The sequence below is a fragment of the Sphingobacterium sp. SGR-19 genome (assembly GCF_011043555.1).
Taxonomy (GTDB): domain Bacteria; phylum Bacteroidota; class Bacteroidia; order Sphingobacteriales; family Sphingobacteriaceae; genus Sphingobacterium.
This window is the reverse complement of sequence record NZ_JAAKGS010000002.1, coordinates 75,610-97,031: the sequence shown is the minus strand read 5'-3', so window position 1 is coordinate 97,031 and position 21,422 is coordinate 75,610. Positions and strand designations below refer to the sequence as shown.

Here is a 21,422-nt window from a genome sequence, read left to right as displayed (position 1 = left end):
AAACATAGCTAAAAGGCCATAGTTATGTTTATAGTATTTTCTCTAGCTATTGTATCATTTTGTCGGTGGATGGGAGCATCGTGAAGTAACACAAACGCTCGTCTACTTGCGGTAGACGAGCGTTCGTGTTAGGACAATTGTGTGCTAACTTATGGTATCCACGTTGTTACCAAGATTCCGGTAATCGATTTTCTCTTTTGGATTTGTTCCGTTCAGATATTCCTCCACATTGGTATAGCCGTCTCCATCAGCATCTTTAGCACCATCTGTGGGGTCGTTCGGATCCAAGCCGTATTCTTTTTCCCATTCATCCGGCATGCCATCGCCATCAGTATCCACCGGTACTTTTGCCGGGTCGTAGGTCAGTTCTGGGTAACCGCCCACTTCATCGATGGACTTTATTATACCTGTTGCAGTTGTCGGTTTTCCTGTGCGCACCATCTCCACCACACGGGTATCTACCGCATCTCGCTTTGGCAAGGTTGCTCCCGCACTGGCCAATACCGCTTCAAAGGCTTCTTCCGCGGTATGGTGCGGCGCTACCGGCCAACCTACGAAAGGGGTGTTTACGCCAGCGGCCATCCGAGCTTCGTCACCTATAGCATTGACATCCTTTAAGCGCATTCCCAGCCAATTGTTATTGGTTAAGGCTTCATTACCGTGCATAACGTTCCCTGCTACATACCATTTACCGGGACGGTTCTCCTCTTTCTGGTACCAATCCCCTTCTTTCCATGCACTACCTGGTGAATACATACTGCGTTGCTCGATACGCGCAAATACGTCGCGTATATTATCGTTCGTTGCCGGCCCTGGCTTATAGTAGTTGTTGATAACATTGACCTGTGATGTCTCATCGCCCCCATCCATGGAACGGTGACGCCAATTGAAGACCACGTTATTCCGAAAATCGAACGGTCCCGACATCCCTATAGAAGGATTCCGTGCAGTGTTGCTAGCGAAAAGATTATGGTGGAACGTAGAAGGATTTCCTCCCCAGGTACCACCGAATGCATGTCCTTTAGCATCAAGCGCCTCGCTGGAGATCGTCCATTGAATCGTGATGTTCTCCGCTGGATCTTTTATTTGGGTACTGCCATCCGCAGAAGGTCTCATGTGCCGGTAAAGGGAAATGTTCTCGTCCATTCCCCAACTGGTAGAACAATGGTCGATAATAATGTCACGATGCGGATTACCACCAATATTATCATCACCTTGGCCTCCCACTGGCACTCCTCGGCGCACGCGCAGGTGTCGGATAATGACATTATGGGTATTGATGTTCAGTGTACTGGCAATACAGATTCCATCGCCGGGAGCAGATTGCCCTGCAATGGTAATATCCGGATTGTCGATATTGAGATCGCCCTTCACCTTTATAGTACCAGCAACACGAAAAACAACAATACGCGGCCCCTTTGCTTCTAGAGCCGCACGTAAGCTACCCTCTCCGCTATCGTTGAGATTCGTCACTGCGATTACTTTTCCACCGCGGCCACCTGTCGTAAACATACCGCCGCCCCAAGCGCCGGGAAATGCTGGAATAACCTCTTCCGGCAATCGAGGTGGATGTGGAGGGATTTGTCCACGTTCAGGCTGTCCCGCTTGTTGCGCTTGAGCACCCACTCCAGCGGAGAACAGTGCCAGCAAAAGCAAGCTCTTTTTTAGTGGTTTATAGGAAAATGTTTTCTTGGTCATCATGATATACTATTTATTTCTTATTTCTTCGTGCAATTTAAATTAACCAAATCTAGGTAAAAGAACCGAAGCCTGTTTATAACATATTCTCCGGCTCTTGTATTATTTTAGCGCTTGTTTCGCTTGCAATCATTTCATGGTTTCTATCAATAATTCGGGTTCTGTCCAAATTCTTGTGGATTTGCGATAGCATCCAGAAACGACTGCGGAATTGGGCGTACGGTGTGCTTGTTTTCGTCAAAGAAAAGAATATCAGGATTGGTTTCCTTAAGATAGGAGTCTGTCAGCTTACCCATACGCTTCAAGTCGTACCAACGTGTTTGCTCACCGGCCAGTTCGCGCCCCCGTTCGGCCAGAATAAAATCGAGTGTTACTTCCCCGGCACTAACCTCCATCTCATCTTGCCTATCGGTAACGGCGGCTCTCCTTCGGACGGCATTGACATATTCCTGCGCTTTCGTCGCATCACCATTCGCGAGCAACGCCGCTTCGGCTGCGATTAAATACACTTCGCCTAAGCGGATGATAGGTATATCGCCTAACCACTGCTGACGATCCAGAATATATTCCCAACTCGAAAATTTCTTTAAAGATGGATAAATCTCACGGGCATAAGTCGCCATGTCATTGCCTCCACCCGGCTGTACCCATCTTCCGTCGGCCTCGAACTGGTCAGATGGATCAACGATCCAAAAAGGAAGATCTCTTTTATCCGATGCCGACATCACCCAGTTAGGTGTCAAAATCGACAAACCGTCCAACCAACCATCCTCATCTTCGTCGATCATATTGACAACGCCCATGCGCCAAGTCGCTAAACCGCCCCGCACTAACGTATTGTCGCCTGCTGCTGTATTTTTGATCACATGCCCCACCAGATTCGGATTTTTGCCATACTGGTTCACCATAGATTCACTGATCGTTACGTCCTCCCATTTGGAATTATAGTGTTCGATAAAAAAAGATTCTCTAAAACGGGTATCCGCCGGATCCGCGACCGGTTCAAACAATTCGGTCAATAGATATTTCGTCGGCTTAAAGCTACGACTGTTGGAACGGCCTGTCCACGTCTCACTTTCCTGCGTTCCCCAAGGTGCGCCGGTTGTCTTGGTATCCATCAGGTAATATTGGCGGCTTCTTCCTCGATTCCAATTTTCGGGGTTCCGGCCATCGATTTCATCGATCGCCTGTAAAAACAAAAATTCTTTATTATTCTTATTATTCGCTCCGTCCCATAACTTAGCAAAACCCGACTCTTCGTCGTCACTTTGATATAAACCGATACCGTATCCACCCTGATTATCAATCAATTCTTCCGCAGCTTCCAACGCCAAGCGGGCATTTTCCTGCACATTGCCTAGACGCGTCCGTTGCAGATAGGCTTTCGCCAACATCGCATAAGCTGCTTTTTTCGTTACACGTCCCCGTTCTCCTTCCGGCTGTGTAGGCAGATTCGCTGCAGCAAACGTTAAGTCGGATATAATCAAGTCATAAAACGCCTCTTCGTCGCTTCTGATTGGACGGTTTACCTCGCCCGGATCAGTTTCTGTGAGCGGCAATGTTGTCAAGGACACGCCTCCAAACTGTTCCACCAGGTGCCAATTTGCCCACCCACGCAGGAAGTAAGCTTCCGCCACCTTCGCGTTCTTTTCTTCATCCGAAGCATAACCTTCTACCTGATCGGCGTAGTAAATGGCCGTATTACAATAATTCACCGTCGCGTACATCCCTCGCCAAAATACCCGGAGTGTGCCCAGATCGGGGTTCATATTGCTGTTATACAAGGTGAAACCCGATTCGCTATTTGCCACGTTGATCCATAGATCCGTGCCCATCTCCATCGCGCCGATACCATCTATTTTACCGTAGAAGTAATACATTCCGTCATAACAGTAATTGATCAGACTTTCATACCCTTCTTTATATTTATAAGCCGTTTCTACATCAACCGTAGAGGGATTCCATTCGTCCAACGAGCATGAGCTTACGCTGGCAGTCAAAAAAAGACCGAGCACTAATTTATAGCCTATTGTTTTCATTTGTTTCTTCTTTATTTTCAAACTAAGCATCATGATTCGTTAGAATGAAAGGTTAACACCAAATACCATCTGTCTGTATAACGGAAACGAGTCCGATGCGCCCGTTTCGGGATCCATTCCTTCGAGCAAATGACTTCTCGTAAAGATGATAGGGTTATACATGGTCGCGTATATACGGCAGTTTGACAATTTTATTCCGTTGGTAACGGATTCTGGGAGTGTATACCCTAAGGAGATGTTTTTAATTTTGATAAACGAAGCATCTACTATATTCATTCCCAAAAGCGGGTTAGAATGATTCGCCGTTCTATTAAGATAAGGCCTCGGGTAATCGTTGGTCGGATTTTCCGGTGTCCAATAATTGTACGCCGATGGGATGTTGATCGCTCTATAATCGAAATACCCCAACAGCTCCGCATCGATGTGATGCCCCCAGCGGGCGACGGTGAAAATATTCAAATCAAACCCCTTATAGTTAAACGTGTTTTGCCAGCCGGCCGTCCATTTCGGGCTTCCTTGTCCGAGGATGACGCGATCGTCGGGCGAAATAGAATAAGGGTTATCCGCAGAATATTCCACACCCTCTCCGTCCACCCAAACGCCATCGCTCGTCTTAGTTAAGTTGGATTGCGTTTTCACATCCCCCGGAAGTAAGCCGAATGCCGCTGCATCGGCAGCTTCATCTTCTTGCCAAATACCGATTTTCTTATACCCGTATAACGTGTTGCTCGGTCTGCCCATGAATAAACCCAACGAAATCAAGTCGTCGACAGAAATACCGCTACCTAAATCAATAGAACGCACTTGTTCTCTGTTATGTGCAAAGGTTAGCGTGGAGTTCCATTTAAACGCGTTGCCATTCAAGATATTATTGCCAGTAAGGGTAACTTCCACACCCCTGTTGTTCATCCGCGCCAAATTGGCTGTCATCTGATAAGGTGCCTTCGGCGTAAAACCACCGCTGGAGAATGGTAGGTCACGAGCGTAGAGTACGTCCCGGGTATCCGTATCATACCATTCCACCGCACCGGTTATCCTGTTATTGAACAGACCGAAATCGAGGCCGAGGTTGAAGTTATAGGATTTCTCCCAAGTCAGGTCCGGATTTCCGACAGCTTGCGTCAATACGGCTACCGGCAGTACACCACCACCTAAGTTTATCTGGTCCAATCCCGAGCTGGTTACCTCGGTCAACGTAGAGTAGGGATCGATGCCAGAATTTCCCGAAACACCGTATGATGCCCTGAACTTCAAATCACTGATTATATCCCGCGTCCCCTGCATAAAGTTCTCATCACTGATCCGCCATGCTCCGGCGGCCGCCAAAAAGGTATCCCAACGACGCGCCAATTGAGAAACACCATCGGTACGCTGCGTCAATGTTAATAAATAGCGTCCTTTGTAACCGTAGTTGAGCCGCGAGGCAACCGACATCCGTTTAGTCGTCGAATAGCCTGACTGTACATTTGCTTTCGTGCCACCCTGTAAGGCATAAAATTCGTATTCATCATACAAAAATCCTTCGTTGTAGGCCCAAGAAGTTTCATTTTGATTGTCTGCCCAAGACGAGACCAAAGTCGCTGACAAATCATGATTCTGCCCGAATTTTGTCTCGTAGTTTAAAATATTCTCCCATACGTAATTGTATCCCAATGCGGTTTCATAGCTACCGTTGCGTATCGGCGTCGAGCTGCCTGTCAGCATCATATAGGTGCGGTCGCTATTAAATTCCCCCGTTCTACGGTTCGTTAGCGTAGCCCCTAGTATCGAACGGAAGCTCAACCCCTCGATGATATCAATATCGACATACGGATTAACGTTTATGGCTAGATGCTTTGCATTATTGCGCAACGTGTTGGGAATATCATCCGCTAATAAACTCGGCATCTCCATCCCCGCCACGGGATACACGTTAATATTGCCTTGCGCATCATAAACTTCCCCTATGGGTGCCATATCAAAGGTTTTGTTTAAGCGGCTAGGGCGTGTCTCATTGTCTCTCCAAGTCAGGCCTGTTACGATACCTCCTGTAAACCATTCGGCAATTTTACTTGTTGCACCTGCTCGAGCAGTAAATAAATCAGACTGATCACTCCGGTAAATACCTTTCGTTGAGTTATAACCGAGGGAGAAATAACCCTGTGTTTTTTCCGTCCCCCCGTTGACAGAGAGAGAGTAATTCTGCTGTACACCGGTACGCAGAGTTTCGTCTACCCAGTCGATCCATTTGCCCCCGTCAATGTAGCCTTCGACGAGCTCAGGATTCAAGCTCCAGGCCGTTAACAATTCGTTTCTATCAGCAGACGGGCGTCCATTCGTTGCCACGAAACCATCTTCTAAGTATTGCAACCAAGTATCTTGCTGCAGTGCGGAAGGATAACGACCATTCGCATTTACGCCAGCATACGCATCGAAATTAACGGACACACGACCCACTTTGGCTTTTTTCGTTGTGATGATAAACACGCCGTTTGCGCCCGCCGAACCGTAAATGGCGGTCGAAGCTGCATCCTTCAAGATGTCGATGGACTCGATATCATTAGGATTCAAGTTGGTGATACTACCGGGTATACCATCAATAATATACAGCGGTTCACTACCTGCGGTCAGCGATCTGTTCCCACGCAAGAGGATGCTAGCCCCCGAACTGGCTTGCCCGGACTCCCGAGCGATATCCACACCTGCCACCCGCCCCTGCAATGCCTCAATTGGATTAGCGACCGGCGCCATCGCAATCTCCTCTGCTTTCACGGAGGCCACCGCCCCGGTAAGATCCCTTCTTTTCACTGACCCATAACCGATCACGACCACCTCATCCAGCGTATCGTTTGGTTGTAAAACAATCGACAAGGAGGTCCTTCCCTCCGCATTAATTTCTTGCTCGCGGAAACCTACATAGGAGATGACCAGTGTCTCATTTCCCCTCGTAAGATTAAGGCGAAACACGCCCTGTTCATCGGTTTGTGTTGCTGTCGTGGTCCCTTTTATCGACACCGTCGCGCCTATAATCGGATTCCCGTCCTGATCGACGACCTTCCCAGTTACGTCTACCACTTTGAAGGAAGACATGATTGTCGGTTCCGACACAGTCTCTGCTAAGCTTACGAACGGGCCTGCCGTAGCAAGTAGGCAAAAAATATGCATACTGCTTCGCCGTGTGTGCCTTTTGAGTTTATGATAATCCATGTGTTTAAAAATTTAGGTGATAAATACCCAGAACAATAGTTTATTGAACAGAAAAATTCCTTTATTCCTTTTTTGAAGACTCTAGATCTATTTAGCTGAATAAAGTTGGGAAGAAATCACCTTAACTTAATGTATCGATTTATCTTTTTCTTACAACATATTAGCATACCATACTTCACATAAAAAAAGGAGTAGAAAACGATTGCTTTCCCTCCTTTTTTAATCATTTCCGAAAGAGGTGTTTTCAGAGCCCGCTTTCAAGAAACATCTTTGCCTTATAAACAGAACGGCTAGATAGTGATACCGCTGAGAATATTGACCTTCCGCGTCATCCTATCGCCTTCCGCATCCGTGACCGTAAACTCAAACGAACCTACGCCATCAGCGGACGGTTTGAAAACAGCTTTACCACTTTCCACCGATACGGTACCATTCTGCACATTACTTACGTGGAATGTCGGGTCTTCCGTAAATCCTCGAGACAATGTTTGGAGATCTATTTCTAAGGATTCTCCAGCCGCTGCGCTAAAGTGCGCTTTGGACATCCATTGCAGATAATAATCCAATTCCGTATAACCATCGCGATCTTTGTCCAGATTCGCGTCTGAAAAATCACCCTTCGGAGAATTGAGATTTAACCCACGATGAATTTCCCACCAATCCGGTAGCCCGTCATGATCGCTGTCCCAGTTAGCAGCACGTTTTACTTCAGGATAGTCATCATAGCCGCCTACATCATCCTGGTGGTCAGGGAACCCCGGCTTACCGGATATACTACCAGTTGCTGAATAGGTGCTATCAATCGTTTCCTTGATGATGCGCTGATCGTGTTCATCGAGCTCAGGCCGGTTGTTACCCACATCAGACAGCACCAGTTTATACGCCTGTCGTGCAGTATGGGTCGTTACGTTTGCATCAAAAAACGGCTGATCGACAAATGTTTCATATTTTTCGGAGTCTCCGTTACTATATCTTGCTTTCCTACCCGCTTCCTGGTTTCGTTCGTCAAAATGTCCAGGCATCACATTTCCTTCAAAATAACAACGTTGCATTCCTTTTCCGACATTTTCATGATCACCGATGAAAGCGAAGAACTGCGTTGTCCCTGCTCCTGGCTTATAATAATTGTTTACGAAATTGACTTCATGGGCCCCGCCGTCTGTAGCGCGCGCGCCCCAGTTATATACAACGTTGTTACGAAGGTCCAGTTTACCGCTATAAAATCCGTCACCATTCAAACCACCGGCCAGACTCCAGTTTCTACCATAACAATGTGCCAATAGATTGTGGTGAAAACTTCCTACATCTCCTCCAATACTGGCAGCATACCCGTGCATTTTTCCCTTTTCATATTTACTGTGCCCCGCCGAGTTCAACGCTTCGGAAATTAACGTCCGCTGTAAGGTAATATTTTTTGCCCCCCGTGAGCTGAAAGCCTCATCAATTGTCCAACTGATCGAGCAATGGTCGACAATGCTGTAATTTGCACCGGTCAGGCCCATACCGTCAGCGGTTTTCCCCGCACCTAAGCGAACACGTAGATGCTGCGCCACGACGTCATTCCCCGTGAATCCAAAAGGCGCACCGGCAATACAGATGCCTTTCCCCGGCGCGGTCTGTCCGGCAATGGTCACGTAAGCTTGATTCGCAACCAGACGGGATTTCAGGTGGATAATACCCGATACGGCAAACACAATGGTTCTGGGTCCCGTATGGTTCTCTACGGCTTCTCGCAGACTTCCAGGGCCGCTATCATTTAGATTGGTGACTTCAACTACTTTTCCACCACGGCCTCCACGCGCATATCGGCCGTATCCTTCCGCTTCTGGAAACGCCAGCTGCGCTGGCCGAAAATACCAGACGTCACCCTTTGTTTTTCCCTCACCGGTTATCTCGTCTACCCGCCAGTAATACGTATCCATGCTGTAAAGGTCTCCTGTCACAAATTCAGTTGCACTTTGCTCCCCTTTGAATTCGGGAGAATCAGGCGTCGCATCAGCCACCTTGGTTGAATCTAAACCAAAATAGACCGCACGTTTCGTCGCACCGGGAGCGGATTCCCAGGTCAGTTTCAAGGTTTTGCCTTTTGATTCCACGTGTTCATCGGCATTGCCCGGTGATGGCGAATGCGCCTGTTTCGCGGCATCAGGCGTGTTGATTTCAAATGCACTGATAATGAGATCTCTGATAACAGCGTTTGTTTTGTCTCCAGCCTCAAATACGACAACTGCATCTTCGCCTTGTTTTACATCCAGATGTGTATAAGCGGTTACAGCGTCCGCCGTTTTGAGTGCTCTCACGCTCGGCTGCACCGTTAGCTTTTTACCTTTATGCGAAATCACGATGGGGCTGAATGTGTTCCCCTCGGGGCTGTGGGGGATGTTATGATACGTCAGCAAGGTATTTTCACCTTCCGGCAGCCCACTGATTCGCATCTCAATCTTTCCTGCGGTATCTCCGTCTTTTAGCGTGAGTCCGTCGGAAACCAGATAGGCAAAGTTGGGCGACCCCATACCTGTTTTGTACCATTCGGACGCCAGCTCACCGCTTCCGCCCCCAACTTTTGTGAACGTTACTTTTATATTGCCTTGTGTGAAGGTATCAGACATACCGGCTTTTACCTGCCACGAGGCGTAACCAACTTCGTTCGTCTCCGTAACTCGGCGGCTGCTTTCGTTAAGATCCACTTTCACGACCGGCTTTTGCTGGGCGCAAACTATACCTGTTGCAAATAAGCTAAACAGTGTTAATCCACAGGCGAGTGGACGGGAAACTATATTATTAATTGACATTTTTTGATTTTTAACATTTTTATTCATTGTATTCTCTACAGGACGCATCACAGCAATTAGCCTCCAAAATTCTGTAATCGGTAATTGAAAGACAACATGAAATAAGTGCTCAAACGGTTGCTTCGTGTATCGATTATTTCGTTGTCAAAAATATCACGTTGTATACCGGTGTTTTGTCCAAAAATATCGAAACCTTGTAATCTTATTTCTCCCTGATTATTCTTGAGGAATCGATGTTCCAGATATACACTCAAAAAAGTTGGGTCCCCGATACCGGCATTGTAACCTCTATTGAATCTCTTGGTCAAGTCGTAGCCCAATGTAAAATCTTCGAAAAAGTAGTTTCTACCTTCCAAGCTTATATTGAACTGGCTACTGGAACGATCGTCCATGGAAGCCGTCGAAAACTTCGCATTGTTGTGGCTATAGGAGGTATTGAGCTCAGTATCGACGATGTCTTCCAGGTCGAGCCGGAATTTGACACCTTGATTTATCCCTAGGTTTTTACCGACGATCCGCTCATCATTGGTCAACGAAATATTGTTGCTAAAACTTGAACCGCCGTAATAGGAAACAACAAATTGGCGTTCGCTGAACGGCACGGTTATCGCATAGTTACCATTAGCGTTGTAGGTACCGTTTATGTTGGCGTAACTAATTTCTTGCTTGACTTCGTCCTGTGCGATGTTTCTGCTGGTCACGATTTTATCGTCGACTCGTTCAAAGCTTAGACGACCGTGTAAGGAACTTCCCGAACGTGCATCTGTCTGTTTGTACTCCAATTTGGCGCGATGGGAAAATTCCGGTTTCAAATTTGGATTACCGGTTATTACACTCTGAAGGTTGGAATTATCCGTCACCGGCTGTAACTGCTGAAAACCTGGCTGGTTACTGTTTCCATCGTAGTCCAACACCACTTGTCTCTCGCGGGAAAGTTGATAGGCAAACCGCAATGACGGCACCCAATTGAAATGCTGTTGAAAGGTCTCGATATTCCGCGTAAAGTCGAAGCCGGATAGTGTCGACGGCTGGGCAAATAGACCGACGGTCGAATTTATTTTCTCACTCCTTAATCGGTAATTGAGTCCTAATCGATGTGTCGTAAAATCGTAGTCATAATCATTGCTCAGATTGGCGTTAATCGTTTCAGAACCGTCGGTCGGATCAATATCAAATGTTTCCTTTAAGATGTCGTTCGAGAAACGGTTCCACCGGTAGGCTAATTCGAGGAAGGAGATGGAGCTCAAGGGTTCAAAGTACGATCCTCGAGCTTGGGAACGAAGGTTCCGCTCACGATTATACGTATCTTGGTATTGTTGTTCGGGGATGCTGTTACCCGCTTCGTCGGTGTCCAGGTAATCATTCTCTACCTGTCGGTCGCCTTGCCCGGTGGCCGAACTGATTTCCATCTCCAGCGTCAGGTTCCGCCTCGGCTTGCGGAACTTATGGTTATAGAATACCTCTAGTCCTAGGTCCATGGAACGATCGGAAGAGCTTCCGCGGGTCTCTCTTTGTGAAGTAGCATCGAGAAGTTGAATAGTACTAGATTCGGTGTTCGTACCTCGACTTGTTTGATAGCTGATATCCGGTTCAATTTTTACATAATTATTGGTGTCTGGACGGTATTCGAAATTCCAAGAGAAGCGATGATCTTTACTTTTACGCTGATTACTACTCTCCCTAACCTCGTATCTGGTATAATCCGGAAAGAACGTTTCGCTACTAGTATTTACCCAGCTGTCATTATCATTGGCATCAAAACGGTAATTGCCGTACGATTCTAATTTTTCGCTCCAATTATCCCGGTAGTTGCCCTTCAGCGATCTCCGGTCGTTAACTCCCGAAGATCGACCCCGATTGTTGTTCGCATCAGCATCTATAGATAGTTGTTGTTCGCCGTTCAGGTAATTCCCCCTTAAACGGCTATTATATCTATTCTCGGTACCCAAACCGGCAGCAGCCCGGGCAAAATATCCTCTTTTTTTATCGTCTTGAAGATTGATGTTCAGCACTTTTTCCGGTGTACCGCTTTTCAAGCCTGTTTCATTGGCCTGCTCTCCGAAATCGTCTATGACTTGCAGGTTCTTTACAATATCGGCCGGTAAATTCTGGATAGCACCGGCGACATCATCGCCAAAGTATTCTTTACCATCGAGTCGTATGCTCGTAATCGGCTCACCGTTTGCCGTGATGTTTCCATCGTCGTCAACATCGATACCTGGTAATTTCTTTACCATCTCTTCTACCGCATCGCCTTCGCGTACCCGGTACGCCCTTGCATCGTACTGAACCGTGTCCTCTTTCAGAACAACGGGTATCATGGCCGTAACCATGACCTCGTCGAGTACACTACTGGCATCGCGCAGCTTGACCACCCCTATATCGTTTACGGCAAGCTTCTCATCTACAGAAAATGATTGTCTCAGGCTATCATATCCCATGGATTTAATAATGATGTTCACGACGCTATCTTGAACTCCCGGAAATAAGAAAAAACCATTCACATCCGTAGACATCGATAATTTTTGGTTTGGAGACCGTAGGTTAATCAACGCTCCCGGAATGGGACTGCCCGTTGAATCGGCTACTATTCCCTTCAATTGCGTCTCCTGTGCGAAAGCTGCGAATGACGTTACAATAAATAAAATTAATAATATTGATTTTCTCATCTCTTGGTCAACTATACCTAAACTCACTTAAAACTGTCGATAAGTTTTAAAAGGTGTTGTTTAGCGTGTTAGCTATTTACAGCTATCCAAAGCTAGGCAGGTTTGTGGATTATTTATTATATCATTTTTACGCGTTCTTCCAAGATATTACCTAAGCGATCCTCCCTATTTTGCTTTTTTGAGTCCGTCTTGTATTCAGCGGTAGGTATATAAAAAATCCGAGCATGTAAAAACATGCTCGGACGGAATTCGCAAAGCGTTTTATTTTCTACTTCTGGGCTTTGATACTCGGGCTGAAGTAGCTCCCTATTTCATCTAGAGATCTGATTAAAATATAAAGTTCCTTATTTACCGCGTCGAGAATCTACCAATCTTCGAGGACTATTTCCGCATGACTTCCCAGGTATACATTATCGGTTAACTCTGTATAATAACCTAATTCAACTAACAAAGGGTCAGAAGGGGGTCCGCCGCCCCAAAACCTCCAAGTAAAATACCAACCAAACATTGGAAGTGGGCTATACATAAGTGGAACAATAGATATACGATAGTTACCGTCAGGTACACTGCCTATATTATAAGTATACGGAAGGCCATCTTCCACCTTATATCTACCCTCCCTATAGTAAGTTTCGTCTGTATCTAAATTCACATACTCGACGCCAAACCTTATATTGTAAAATTGCGTATTTGAAAAATTGTACGTCAGCCAAACACTTCCGGCTTTGGCTTTTCCCATAAATAGAAACGTTCCCATTACCATAGCGAACGCTAAAAAGATGACCGATTTTTTCATTTTTGTTTATATTTTGGTTTACATGTTAAAGATAAACAGCATCCGGTCCGGTTTACTATAGTATTTTTACAAAAAATTACACAATATTGCCATCACACAATTTCAAACATAACCAGCAGAAACATCAGTGTATTAACAATATCCCGACAAACGTTCGTAGTATACGATTGTAGAGTCGATGGCTCACATAAAAAATCCGAGCATATTCAAGACATGCTCGGATACGGATAATTAGTATTTATAATTTTTATTTCTGGATTTTAATATCCACACTGACGTAATACCGATTCTGCTGATCCCGTGTAGCTTGGTTGACATACATCGCCCCATATTTGCCTTCGGGGGTTCGGAAATAAATCAGACGCGCTGCCGCTAGACCTTCACCGGATACGGTTCCATCCGTCTGTTCTTTATCAATAGTTTGATTTTTCGCTATCTCCTCAATTTTGCTCGAAGACACCAATGTACGGGTAAACGTATTGTAGGAACCCGAAGCTGACATCGGTGCGCTGAACTTCGTTTCCCGTTTTGTCCATCCAGAAACATCGTAATATGGAACTGGATACTCATCCACTGTTAACGCATACAAATTATATGCGAAGTTGTTCTCGTAACCTTCCCGGGTATCTGCAATGGTATCAATCCCAAAATCAATTTGATCGGAAACATTCGCAGCGTCACTATAACTATACGTTTTTCCCGTAGTAAGTGACAAAAAGCTCGGATTGTCTTCGCCCTCAACAGGCGCATACAAGCGTCTGTCTGGAAAAAGGGTGTAGCTCGGGGCACCCTCCACTGTTATTGAAGTATAGCCATCACCTATAAACACATTGTTATCGTTCAATGCATAAAATCGGAAGTTCATTTTCCCATCGCGTTGCATTTTAAACTTGATGGCACCCGAGTAGGTACGACGATCGGATCCCCTCACCTCTATTTGTCGTTGCGACCAAGTCCCGGTACCATTAGTACTGTCTACGACCACAGCCATCATATCCTCCTTGGCTGAGGTTATCGTAAAGTAGATATGTACACTATCGCCATCATTAACTATCGCATCTTCCACAATAGCATACTCACTATCTTTTTGGAAAGTTACTTTTACGTCGTCAAACATCGTAAATATATTCTCCGACTCCACCTTGCAGGCGTTGAACGCCAGTACCATCGATAAAAGACAGATCAATTTTGTTATTTTCATCTTCGTTCTTGTTAAAATAATTTTACAACGGTTTTCACCTCCATACTTAATCGTCTAACGGATCAAAGGTTCCGCCCTCCCAACCGATAGTCGTCTCGATATTTACGCCTCTTCGCACGAAGTCGTTATGGAAAGTATAGAAATTATGATATTCAGGAATATTCATCGCCCTAAAGCCCGTTTCTTGAGGTCGGACTACGTGGGGACGAAAGTATTCTAAGTAGACATCACGGTTATTTATATCCAGTGTTTCACGAAGCGCCTTACCCGTCTCTGGGTCAATAGCTTCCAGTTTCCCAATAGTGCTCCTTCGCGCGTCATCATTATCTCCTACCACCATTAATTGATAAGTTTCTAAAAATTCACCTGTTAACTTATGCCAGTTTCGCGTACGTCGCAGATCGGCATTGCGTTTATTTTCAAAAGCAAATTCCACCATGCGTTCATTGAGCAACAATTCTCGCATCTGTGCTGCACTAGCGATGTTTCCCAAGCCGTAATCATTACTCCCTTGCTCGATACCAGCACGCTGACGGATTTGACGAACCATCTCTTTAGCAGTAGCAAGGTCGCCAGATTCGTTCGCACAATCAGCATAGTTAAGCATTACCTCTGCAAAGCGCATCTCAATCCAATCCATACCATTACCGCCTATTCCGTCGGAATATGCGGTACTCGATTCCGATAAGCTCGGTATACTGAATTTCTTACAATAGACTGCCCAGTTTGCACTTTCTTCGCGTCCGTTGTTTCTTGCTCCTTCATAGTTCCACTGGCGACGCCCCTCTTTTCCACTCAACTCCCATACGCTACCGTTATACGCCATAGTAGCTTCGAAGCGCGGATCCCGATCTTTCCAGAACAGCAACTCATCATAAATGTAATCACCGTCTTCATCTATGCGATTACCATCTTTCATAGGATAAGCACGGAGCAGCTTCACAGTAGCACGATAGCCATTATGTGGGGATGCATTTCCATTTTCGGAACGCGGACGCGATTTTCGTTCTTCATCATGACCTCGTCTTGATACAGAGCTAGAATACGGACGAGAGATCAGTGTTTCTGGATTTTTATTACCATCGGTTTGAAAAATCATACTATAATCTTCTACCAAACGGTGGCCCGCTGCCAAACAAATATCATAGGCTTCTTTATTCGCTACGAGTGCCTCTTGCCAACGCGAAGCATCAAATGGATGTTTCGGGTCATCCAATGGGTTAAACTGCGGACTTGCCCAATACAACAATGCCTTTCCTTTTAGTGCTGCTGCAGCCTCATAGGTAATCCGGCCCCAGTCATTTGCTGTCCATTGCACATCTTTTAAATACTCCATCGCATGATCGAGGTCATCTATGATCTGTGCAAAACAGGCTCGGGCACTGGAGCGGCCGTCAGTCATCACATCATCAGGGTCCTGCGGTTCCAACACCAAGGGTACTCCTCCGTAGACCTTTACCATTTCCAAATAAACCATCGCCCGCAAGGCGTAATACTGTCCCAACATTGGGTATTTAACCTCATCCGGAATTACACTTTCAGGCAAATATTTAATCCCGTTGTTACAACGAGCAATATCCATATAACGGTTGTCTAAATAATTTTGGTTATAACTATTTCCCGTATAACGTATATCGTGGTTATTCAACGGGTTGCCAGCAATTCCTAAAGCTTGGGCACCATACGATCCGTTCGAAGCAAAAAAATGTTCATCGCTGACCAAGTGAATATCAAACCGAGAGGGTACCGTCTGCCAAGGAAATCTCGGGATAATCAGCTCATAGGCTTTATTCAGGTGCATGTTCACCGCCCCTTCTATATTCCATAAATCAGCATCCAGCCCCCCTCTATCCGGCAAGATAAAGAAGTCGTCATTATTACAGGAAATCAGCATCGCAGAAGATAGCGCGACCATTAGCCCTTTCCTAATCCTTGTATATAAAAAATTCTTTTTCATGTTTGTTGGTATTAATCTTATAAACTAGCACTCAAGCCCACCGATATCGTCCGTACTGTTGGATAATTATACACGATAGACGTATAAGGGTCCTTGTAATTGAACGGATTCACTAAGGTCCAGAGATTGTTACCCGTCAACAAAATTCGACCGTTTGCCAGACCGATACGACGAGTCACATCGGATGGAATATTATAACTCACGGTCATATTATTAACCCGGATGGTTGTACCGTTTAATGCCCAAATATCAGCTGCATCGTTAACATATGGATCGTCTGCCCTCGGATATTTGCCGTTCATCGGGTCCTCCGGCGTCCAGCGATCACGCCAAAAAATCGGCACATTGGTCTCATAATCTGGCTTAGTTCGTGCTCTACTATCCACAAAGACCTTCCCGCCAAAACGTGCCATAATATTTGTTCGTAAGCTAAACGATTTATAGCTCACTCCCAAATTGATACCCGTCGAAAAGACGGGATCTGTGCGATCGAACAGAATAACTTTATCGAAGTGGTTAATTACTCCATCATCGTTCGTGTCTTCATAAATCATCCAGCCCACTTGTGGCACGTTGCCATTAATCGTATAGTTTGGGTTTTCTGCCAAGAAAGCATCCACCTGTTCCTGCGTGCGAAACATACCCTGTGTGCGATATCCAATGTTAGAACTGTTGTAGCGTCGCGGATCAACACCAAATTTAGTTCCTAACCAATCGCCATCTGTACGATCCCTTTCCAAAAAAGCATTCTGGTTATAAATCATCTTGGTCACTACAGAATTTCCCCAACCGAAGTTCATTCCAGCGTTGATTCTCCAGTCCTCCGCGACTCTGGTATTATAGCCGATTGAGAACTCTGAACCCCAATTGTACACTTCACGATAATTGACGGCTGGCGCTATAAGACCGGAATATAGTGGATTCATTTCATTTACCCCTTTGTCGAACCCGTCGTAGGTCTTATTCTGAAAAAATTCTACACCTATGTTCAGGCGATTATTCAACACGGTTGACTCGATCCCGAAGTTAAGAGAACGCTTTTTCTCCCATGTTATATTCAAATTGGGATACGTGCTCGGATTGAGACCAACACCATATTGGTCTTCACCAAACATGTAGCCATTATTGGCATCGATCAAGTAACGTTCCTGCCAAAGCCGTTCATTCACCCGATCATCACCGGTAATCCCCCAATTCGCTTTCAACTTCAAGTGGTTCACAAAAGTGACATTATCCTTAAAGAAATTCTCCTGACTAACAATCCAACCAGCCCCAACGCTAGGCGACCATCCCCAGCGGTTACCTCTAGCAAAGTTAGAGGATGCATCCAAACGTGTTACGACCTGTAAAAGGTATTTCTTTTTATAATCATAGCTGAGGCGACCGAAAGCTGATCTCTTGGTCGTTTTATAGATAACTCGTGTCGGACGATCAGTCCGATTTTGGTCAAAAGCCCAATAATCCATGGATTCGGGAATCAACTGGCTTATCCAACGAACACCCATATTTTCATTGTCTGAAACGGTTTGCTCTGCACCCACAACTACGTCAAGGCTATGGTCTGCAAAGGAGCTATTGTAATTTAAAGTCACGAATCCCTGATAACCACCATTTTTCCCCAGTGTTGACGACAGTGTGGCACTCTCTCGTGTTCTCCCCCATATAAAGGGTTCGTCCGCAACTATCAAGCTGTTACCATATAACTTCTCATTGTTTCCCATCCGTGCAAAGTCCCAAAGTTGATAGGGTGGTTGATAAGTCTCATTGCTAGAATTTCCTCCTCTTTGCGAAACCTGAAGCTTCGCCGAAAACCCTTTCAAGAAAGAAGGCGAATAAGTCAAACTGGCATTTATACTATAGTCTTGAGATTTCTGTGTTTCCAAATACCCAGAGTTCAATATGGCTAACGGATTGCTCCCCCCACCTCCGGAATTAACCGGAAGCCCATCAATATACATCGGAACCCAATCCGGAGTAGATATTATCCGTTCAAAAAACGATGCGTCCGTTTGATTACCGAGCTGGTTCTGACTTTCACGGAGATTGTGATTAAGATTAAAGTTTATATCGGCTTTTAGACCTTCGATGATTGTTGTAGTCAGCCCACTCCGCAGCGAATATTTATCCTCTTTCATACCGGCATAGTTCGCGTTCTGATTTTGAAAGCTGCCCCCAACAAAGAAAGTCGTCCGCTCTCCTCCACCAGAGATACTTAGATTATGACGTTGCATAACCGCAGGCTTCCAGAGCTGGTCGTACCAGCTATCCACATCCAATCCCCTCAAATAAGCTAAATCTGCATCGGAGAACATATCGCTTTCAGGCTTATTGCCCATGAAAGCACTTTCGTTAAGGAATTCTGCAAGTTCGTATGCGGAGAGAAAATCTGGTCTTCGCGCTGCGTCGGTCACCCCTAGGTAACCATTATAGGAAATACTTGGCTTCCCCTGCTTACCACGCTTTGTCGTAATAAGCACAACACCCTTAGCTCCGGCGGCACCATAAATCGCTGCCGACGCATCTTTCAGGAAGGTGATTTCTTCAACCATAGAAGGATCCAACGCGTCAAAGACATCACTGGACACCGTAATTCCATCTACGATATAGAGCGGTTCGGATGTTGCTCCCATATCCGCGCCTTGCTCACTAGTAGAAGCACCACGAATGTTCAGAGATATTCTCGCTCCGGGACGCCCCGAGGCTTCGCTTACGCCTACACCTGCTATTTGATTCCGTAGGGCTCCGGCAATATTCGGTGCTGGAATATCCATCAGTTCCTCTCCTTTTATCGTCGCTATCGATCCCACGATTTCGGAACGCTTCTGGGTGCCGTATCCTGTTACAACTACTTCTTCAATTGCATCGCTGGATTCCAACGTAATGGTAATACTGGTCATCCCTCCTACGTTGACTTCCTGCACTTTATAGCCAACGAAGCTAACCACCAACTGTGTATTCCCTTCAGGCGTATTTATTCTAAACACCCCATCTTTATCCGTCTGTACGCCTGATTTTGTACCTTTCACCAAGACTGTGGCGCCAGCTACAGGATTACCATCCTGGTCGATAACTTTACCCGTTATGTTGACAAGTTTCTCAATTTTCGTCAACTCTCGAGCAGGTGTCTCGGCTGCTTCCGCTCCCACGAAAGGAGCGACCAGCAAACACGCCAGCAACACATTTCGCGCTCCCCGTAAAAAAAGGGGCATATCAGCATGACTCTTCATATACTTCATTTTAAGTTTATTCATTCTAAAAATAGGTTTCTTTCCTTTGTTCTCTTCTCCACTTACGGTCTCCAACGCGGATCGCCAACTGTAAACAACGTTTCATCGATAATTGTCAAATCGCTATTGGCGAAGTTTGTCTTATCTGGTGCGGCAAAAATTTGCTCCGATGTCGCCGGATAGGCTATAACACCGGTTATTAGGCCTCTATCCCATTTCGAATCCGAAGTTGCAAAACTATTTGTTGTTGAAACAGATTTCGGCGTCGAGTTATTTCCATTAAACGAACGCGCGCCTTCTGTGTAGCCAAACAGCGTATTACGAATGTTCAAGCTCGCAGCATTGCTACCAGTCCGCTGCGTATTGATAAGATACTTATTATCATTCGGAGCCCGGAAAAAGGTAACATCCTCAACTACAATGGAGTTCAGTTTAGCAGCAATAGTATTTCCCCACCGAATGACATCCGGCACATTTATAAAAGTAGAATTGGTAAAAAAAACGTTGTTTACACTGGCATCCGCGTGATCGCCCATTAATACGTTATAACCACCGATGTTCTGCACAATGCTGTTGTTGATCACGTAGGAATCTATGTGTTTTAATCCAGCGTCTTTGAGGCGCAACACCCCACGCTGATCGGAAATTAAACAGCTTTCCAATTCGATACGGGCAATATCGGAGGCTGAAGACAGGTTAAACACATAAGTCGAGCCCATGTCTCCGGTAATGGCCACATCTTCAAACTTGATCAGATTGATACTACCCGCGACATCAAACGAGGAAGACATCTCAATCCGCGCCTGCGGTCCGAATCCCGGTTCAGAGATCAAGGTCACGCCGCGATCCAACGTAAAGCCCTCCATGGTATAGGTCATACCCCGCTTCAGCGCAATGACACTTCCATCAGGTACCGTATTCAAGGTGTTTTGCAGAATTTGTGGATCGGAACTCCCTCTGAGGTCAATATAACCCGCCTCCTCTACGGTTGGCTTTGTACTAAATTCCAGCACGCCTAATGATCGGTCATCATGACGAAAAAGCCGGGCGACATAATTCGTGTTTGAGGTCAGGTCGTCCAATTGCATGGAAATCAATTTATCATCGGAAACATCAAACTCCCGCGGATTAGCGCCATCGGCTGTTTCCACCACCATTTTTGTCAGTTCGCCATGTCTTCCGAAATTCAGCACCACCGCTTCATGGGATAAGTTCCAGACTTTAATTGGCGTAAACAGCTCGATTGGCCTCACTTGGAAGCGAGAAGTACGCATCCAGGGAGAATTTCCCGTGCCGGTACTCGCCACCGTACGCACCCGAGCGAAATACGGTTCTAGCGGCGTAAGTTCTTGATCACTCAAGAAAAGTGAGGTGGAATCGGTGATAAAATCGAATACATTTTGAGAAGCGTCATTAAAGGTAGAGTCAGAAGAAACCTGCACCTCGTAGGACACTACCGCCTGACGGCTGTCGCCTTCCCAAGCGGCTAACCCCGGACTCCATGACAAGACAAGCGAGGTATCCGCATGTGCGATACCAATATTACTACCCATCTCCGTCAAACTCGTCGGCGGACCTGGCGCTGCATCCTTATTACACGCGTAAATGGACGCGACAAACAGAAAGAGAAAAAACATCCTGCCAATCGAAAATACACTACCCATAAAGTTTTTATATCTCATCTTTTTAGGTTTTTTGTTATTAATTAAATTATACTTTAGGTTATTAAATTACATTCCCTTAATTAATCCACAACCACATGGCGACAACATGCCATAATCAAGAACCATCCAATTAAGGATAGTCGATTATTTATACACGGAATACTTAATGACTATATCCCGAACTGTCAATATT

10 protein-coding genes are annotated in these 21,422 nt (G+C 45.7%); all 10 read right to left on the bottom strand.

The window, feature by feature from the left end; all coding sequences use genetic code 11:
• Nucleotides 1-144 precede the first annotated feature (144 nt).
• The 10 genes from G5B43_RS04340 to G5B43_RS04295 all read right to left on the bottom strand — a co-directional run bounded on the left by G5B43_RS04340 (nucleotide 145) and on the right by G5B43_RS04295 (nucleotide 21,247).
• Nucleotides 145-1,701 carry a polysaccharide lyase gene (locus G5B43_RS04340; protein WP_165293505.1) on the bottom strand — a complete coding sequence of 519 codons (1,557 nt, stop codon included), beginning with the start codon at nucleotides 1,699-1,701 and terminating at the stop codon, nucleotides 145-147.
• Nucleotides 1,702-1,844: 143 nt separating this feature from the next.
• Complete coding sequence (locus G5B43_RS04335; protein WP_165293504.1) at nucleotides 1,845-3,737, bottom strand: RagB/SusD family nutrient uptake outer membrane protein; 1,893 nt, start codon at nucleotides 3,735-3,737, stop codon at nucleotides 1,845-1,847.
• A gap of 39 nt (nucleotides 3,738-3,776) precedes the next feature.
• The gene (locus tag G5B43_RS04330) at nucleotides 3,777-6,923 is read right to left on the bottom strand and encodes a SusC/RagA family TonB-linked outer membrane protein (RefSeq protein WP_165293503.1); all 3,147 of its coding nucleotides are present in this window, start codon (nucleotides 6,921-6,923) and stop codon (nucleotides 3,777-3,779) included.
• A gap of 290 nt (nucleotides 6,924-7,213) precedes the next feature.
• Nucleotides 7,214-9,715, bottom strand: coding sequence for an Ig-like domain-containing protein (locus G5B43_RS04325; protein WP_165293502.1), 2,502 nt, complete (start codon nucleotides 9,713-9,715; stop codon nucleotides 7,214-7,216).
• A gap of 56 nt (nucleotides 9,716-9,771) precedes the next feature.
• Nucleotides 9,772-12,384, bottom strand: a complete 2,613-nt coding sequence (locus tag G5B43_RS04320) for a TonB-dependent receptor (protein ID WP_165293501.1) — start codon at nucleotides 12,382-12,384, stop codon at nucleotides 9,772-9,774.
• Between the two features lie 364 nt (nucleotides 12,385-12,748).
• Nucleotides 12,749-13,180: a hypothetical protein gene (locus G5B43_RS04315; protein WP_165293500.1), complete on the bottom strand. Its 432-nt coding sequence runs from the start codon at nucleotides 13,178-13,180 to the stop codon at nucleotides 12,749-12,751.
• 247 nt (nucleotides 13,181-13,427) lie between these two features.
• Nucleotides 13,428-14,381, bottom strand: a complete 954-nt coding sequence (locus G5B43_RS04310; RefSeq protein WP_165293499.1) for a hypothetical protein — start codon at nucleotides 14,379-14,381, stop codon at nucleotides 13,428-13,430.
• Between the two features lie 46 nt (nucleotides 14,382-14,427).
• A complete protein-coding gene (locus G5B43_RS04305) occupies nucleotides 14,428-16,338 on the bottom strand; it encodes a RagB/SusD family nutrient uptake outer membrane protein (RefSeq protein WP_165293498.1) in 1,911 nt (636 codons plus the stop codon).
• A gap of 17 nt (nucleotides 16,339-16,355) precedes the next feature.
• Nucleotides 16,356-19,589, bottom strand: a complete 3,234-nt coding sequence (locus G5B43_RS04300; protein ID WP_165293497.1) for a SusC/RagA family TonB-linked outer membrane protein — start codon at nucleotides 19,587-19,589, stop codon at nucleotides 16,356-16,358.
• Nucleotides 19,590-19,627: 38 nt separating this feature from the next.
• Nucleotides 19,628-21,247 carry a DUF4957 domain-containing protein gene (locus G5B43_RS04295; protein ID WP_165293496.1) on the bottom strand — a complete coding sequence of 540 codons (1,620 nt, stop codon included), beginning with the start codon at nucleotides 21,245-21,247 and terminating at the stop codon, nucleotides 19,628-19,630.
• Nucleotides 21,248-21,422 lie beyond the last annotated feature (175 nt).

Coding starts and splice junctions, on each gene's coding strand:
- G5B43_RS04340 (WP_165293505.1), bottom strand. CDS start 1,701: ATGATGACCAAGAAAACATTTTCCTATAAACCACTAAAAAAGAGCTTG.
- G5B43_RS04335 (WP_165293504.1), bottom strand. CDS start 3,737: ATGAAAACAATAGGCTATAAATTAGTGCTCGGTCTTTTTTTGACTGCC.
- G5B43_RS04330 (WP_165293503.1), bottom strand. CDS start 6,923: ATGGATTATCATAAACTCAAAAGGCACACACGGCGAAGCAGTATGCAT.
- G5B43_RS04325 (WP_165293502.1), bottom strand. CDS start 9,715: ATGTCAATTAATAATATAGTTTCCCGTCCACTCGCCTGTGGATTAACA.
- G5B43_RS04320 (WP_165293501.1), bottom strand. CDS start 12,384: ATGAGAAAATCAATATTATTAATTTTATTTATTGTAACGTCATTCGCA.
- G5B43_RS04315 (WP_165293500.1), bottom strand. CDS start 13,180: ATGAAAAAATCGGTCATCTTTTTAGCGTTCGCTATGGTAATGGGAACG.
- G5B43_RS04310 (WP_165293499.1), bottom strand. CDS start 14,381: ATGAAAATAACAAAATTGATCTGTCTTTTATCGATGGTACTGGCGTTC.
- G5B43_RS04305 (WP_165293498.1), bottom strand. CDS start 16,338: ATGAAAAAGAATTTTTTATATACAAGGATTAGGAAAGGGCTAATGGTC.
- G5B43_RS04300 (WP_165293497.1), bottom strand. CDS start 19,589: ATGAATAAACTTAAAATGAAGTATATGAAGAGTCATGCTGATATGCCC.
- G5B43_RS04295 (WP_165293496.1), bottom strand. CDS start 21,247: ATGAGATATAAAAACTTTATGGGTAGTGTATTTTCGATTGGCAGGATG.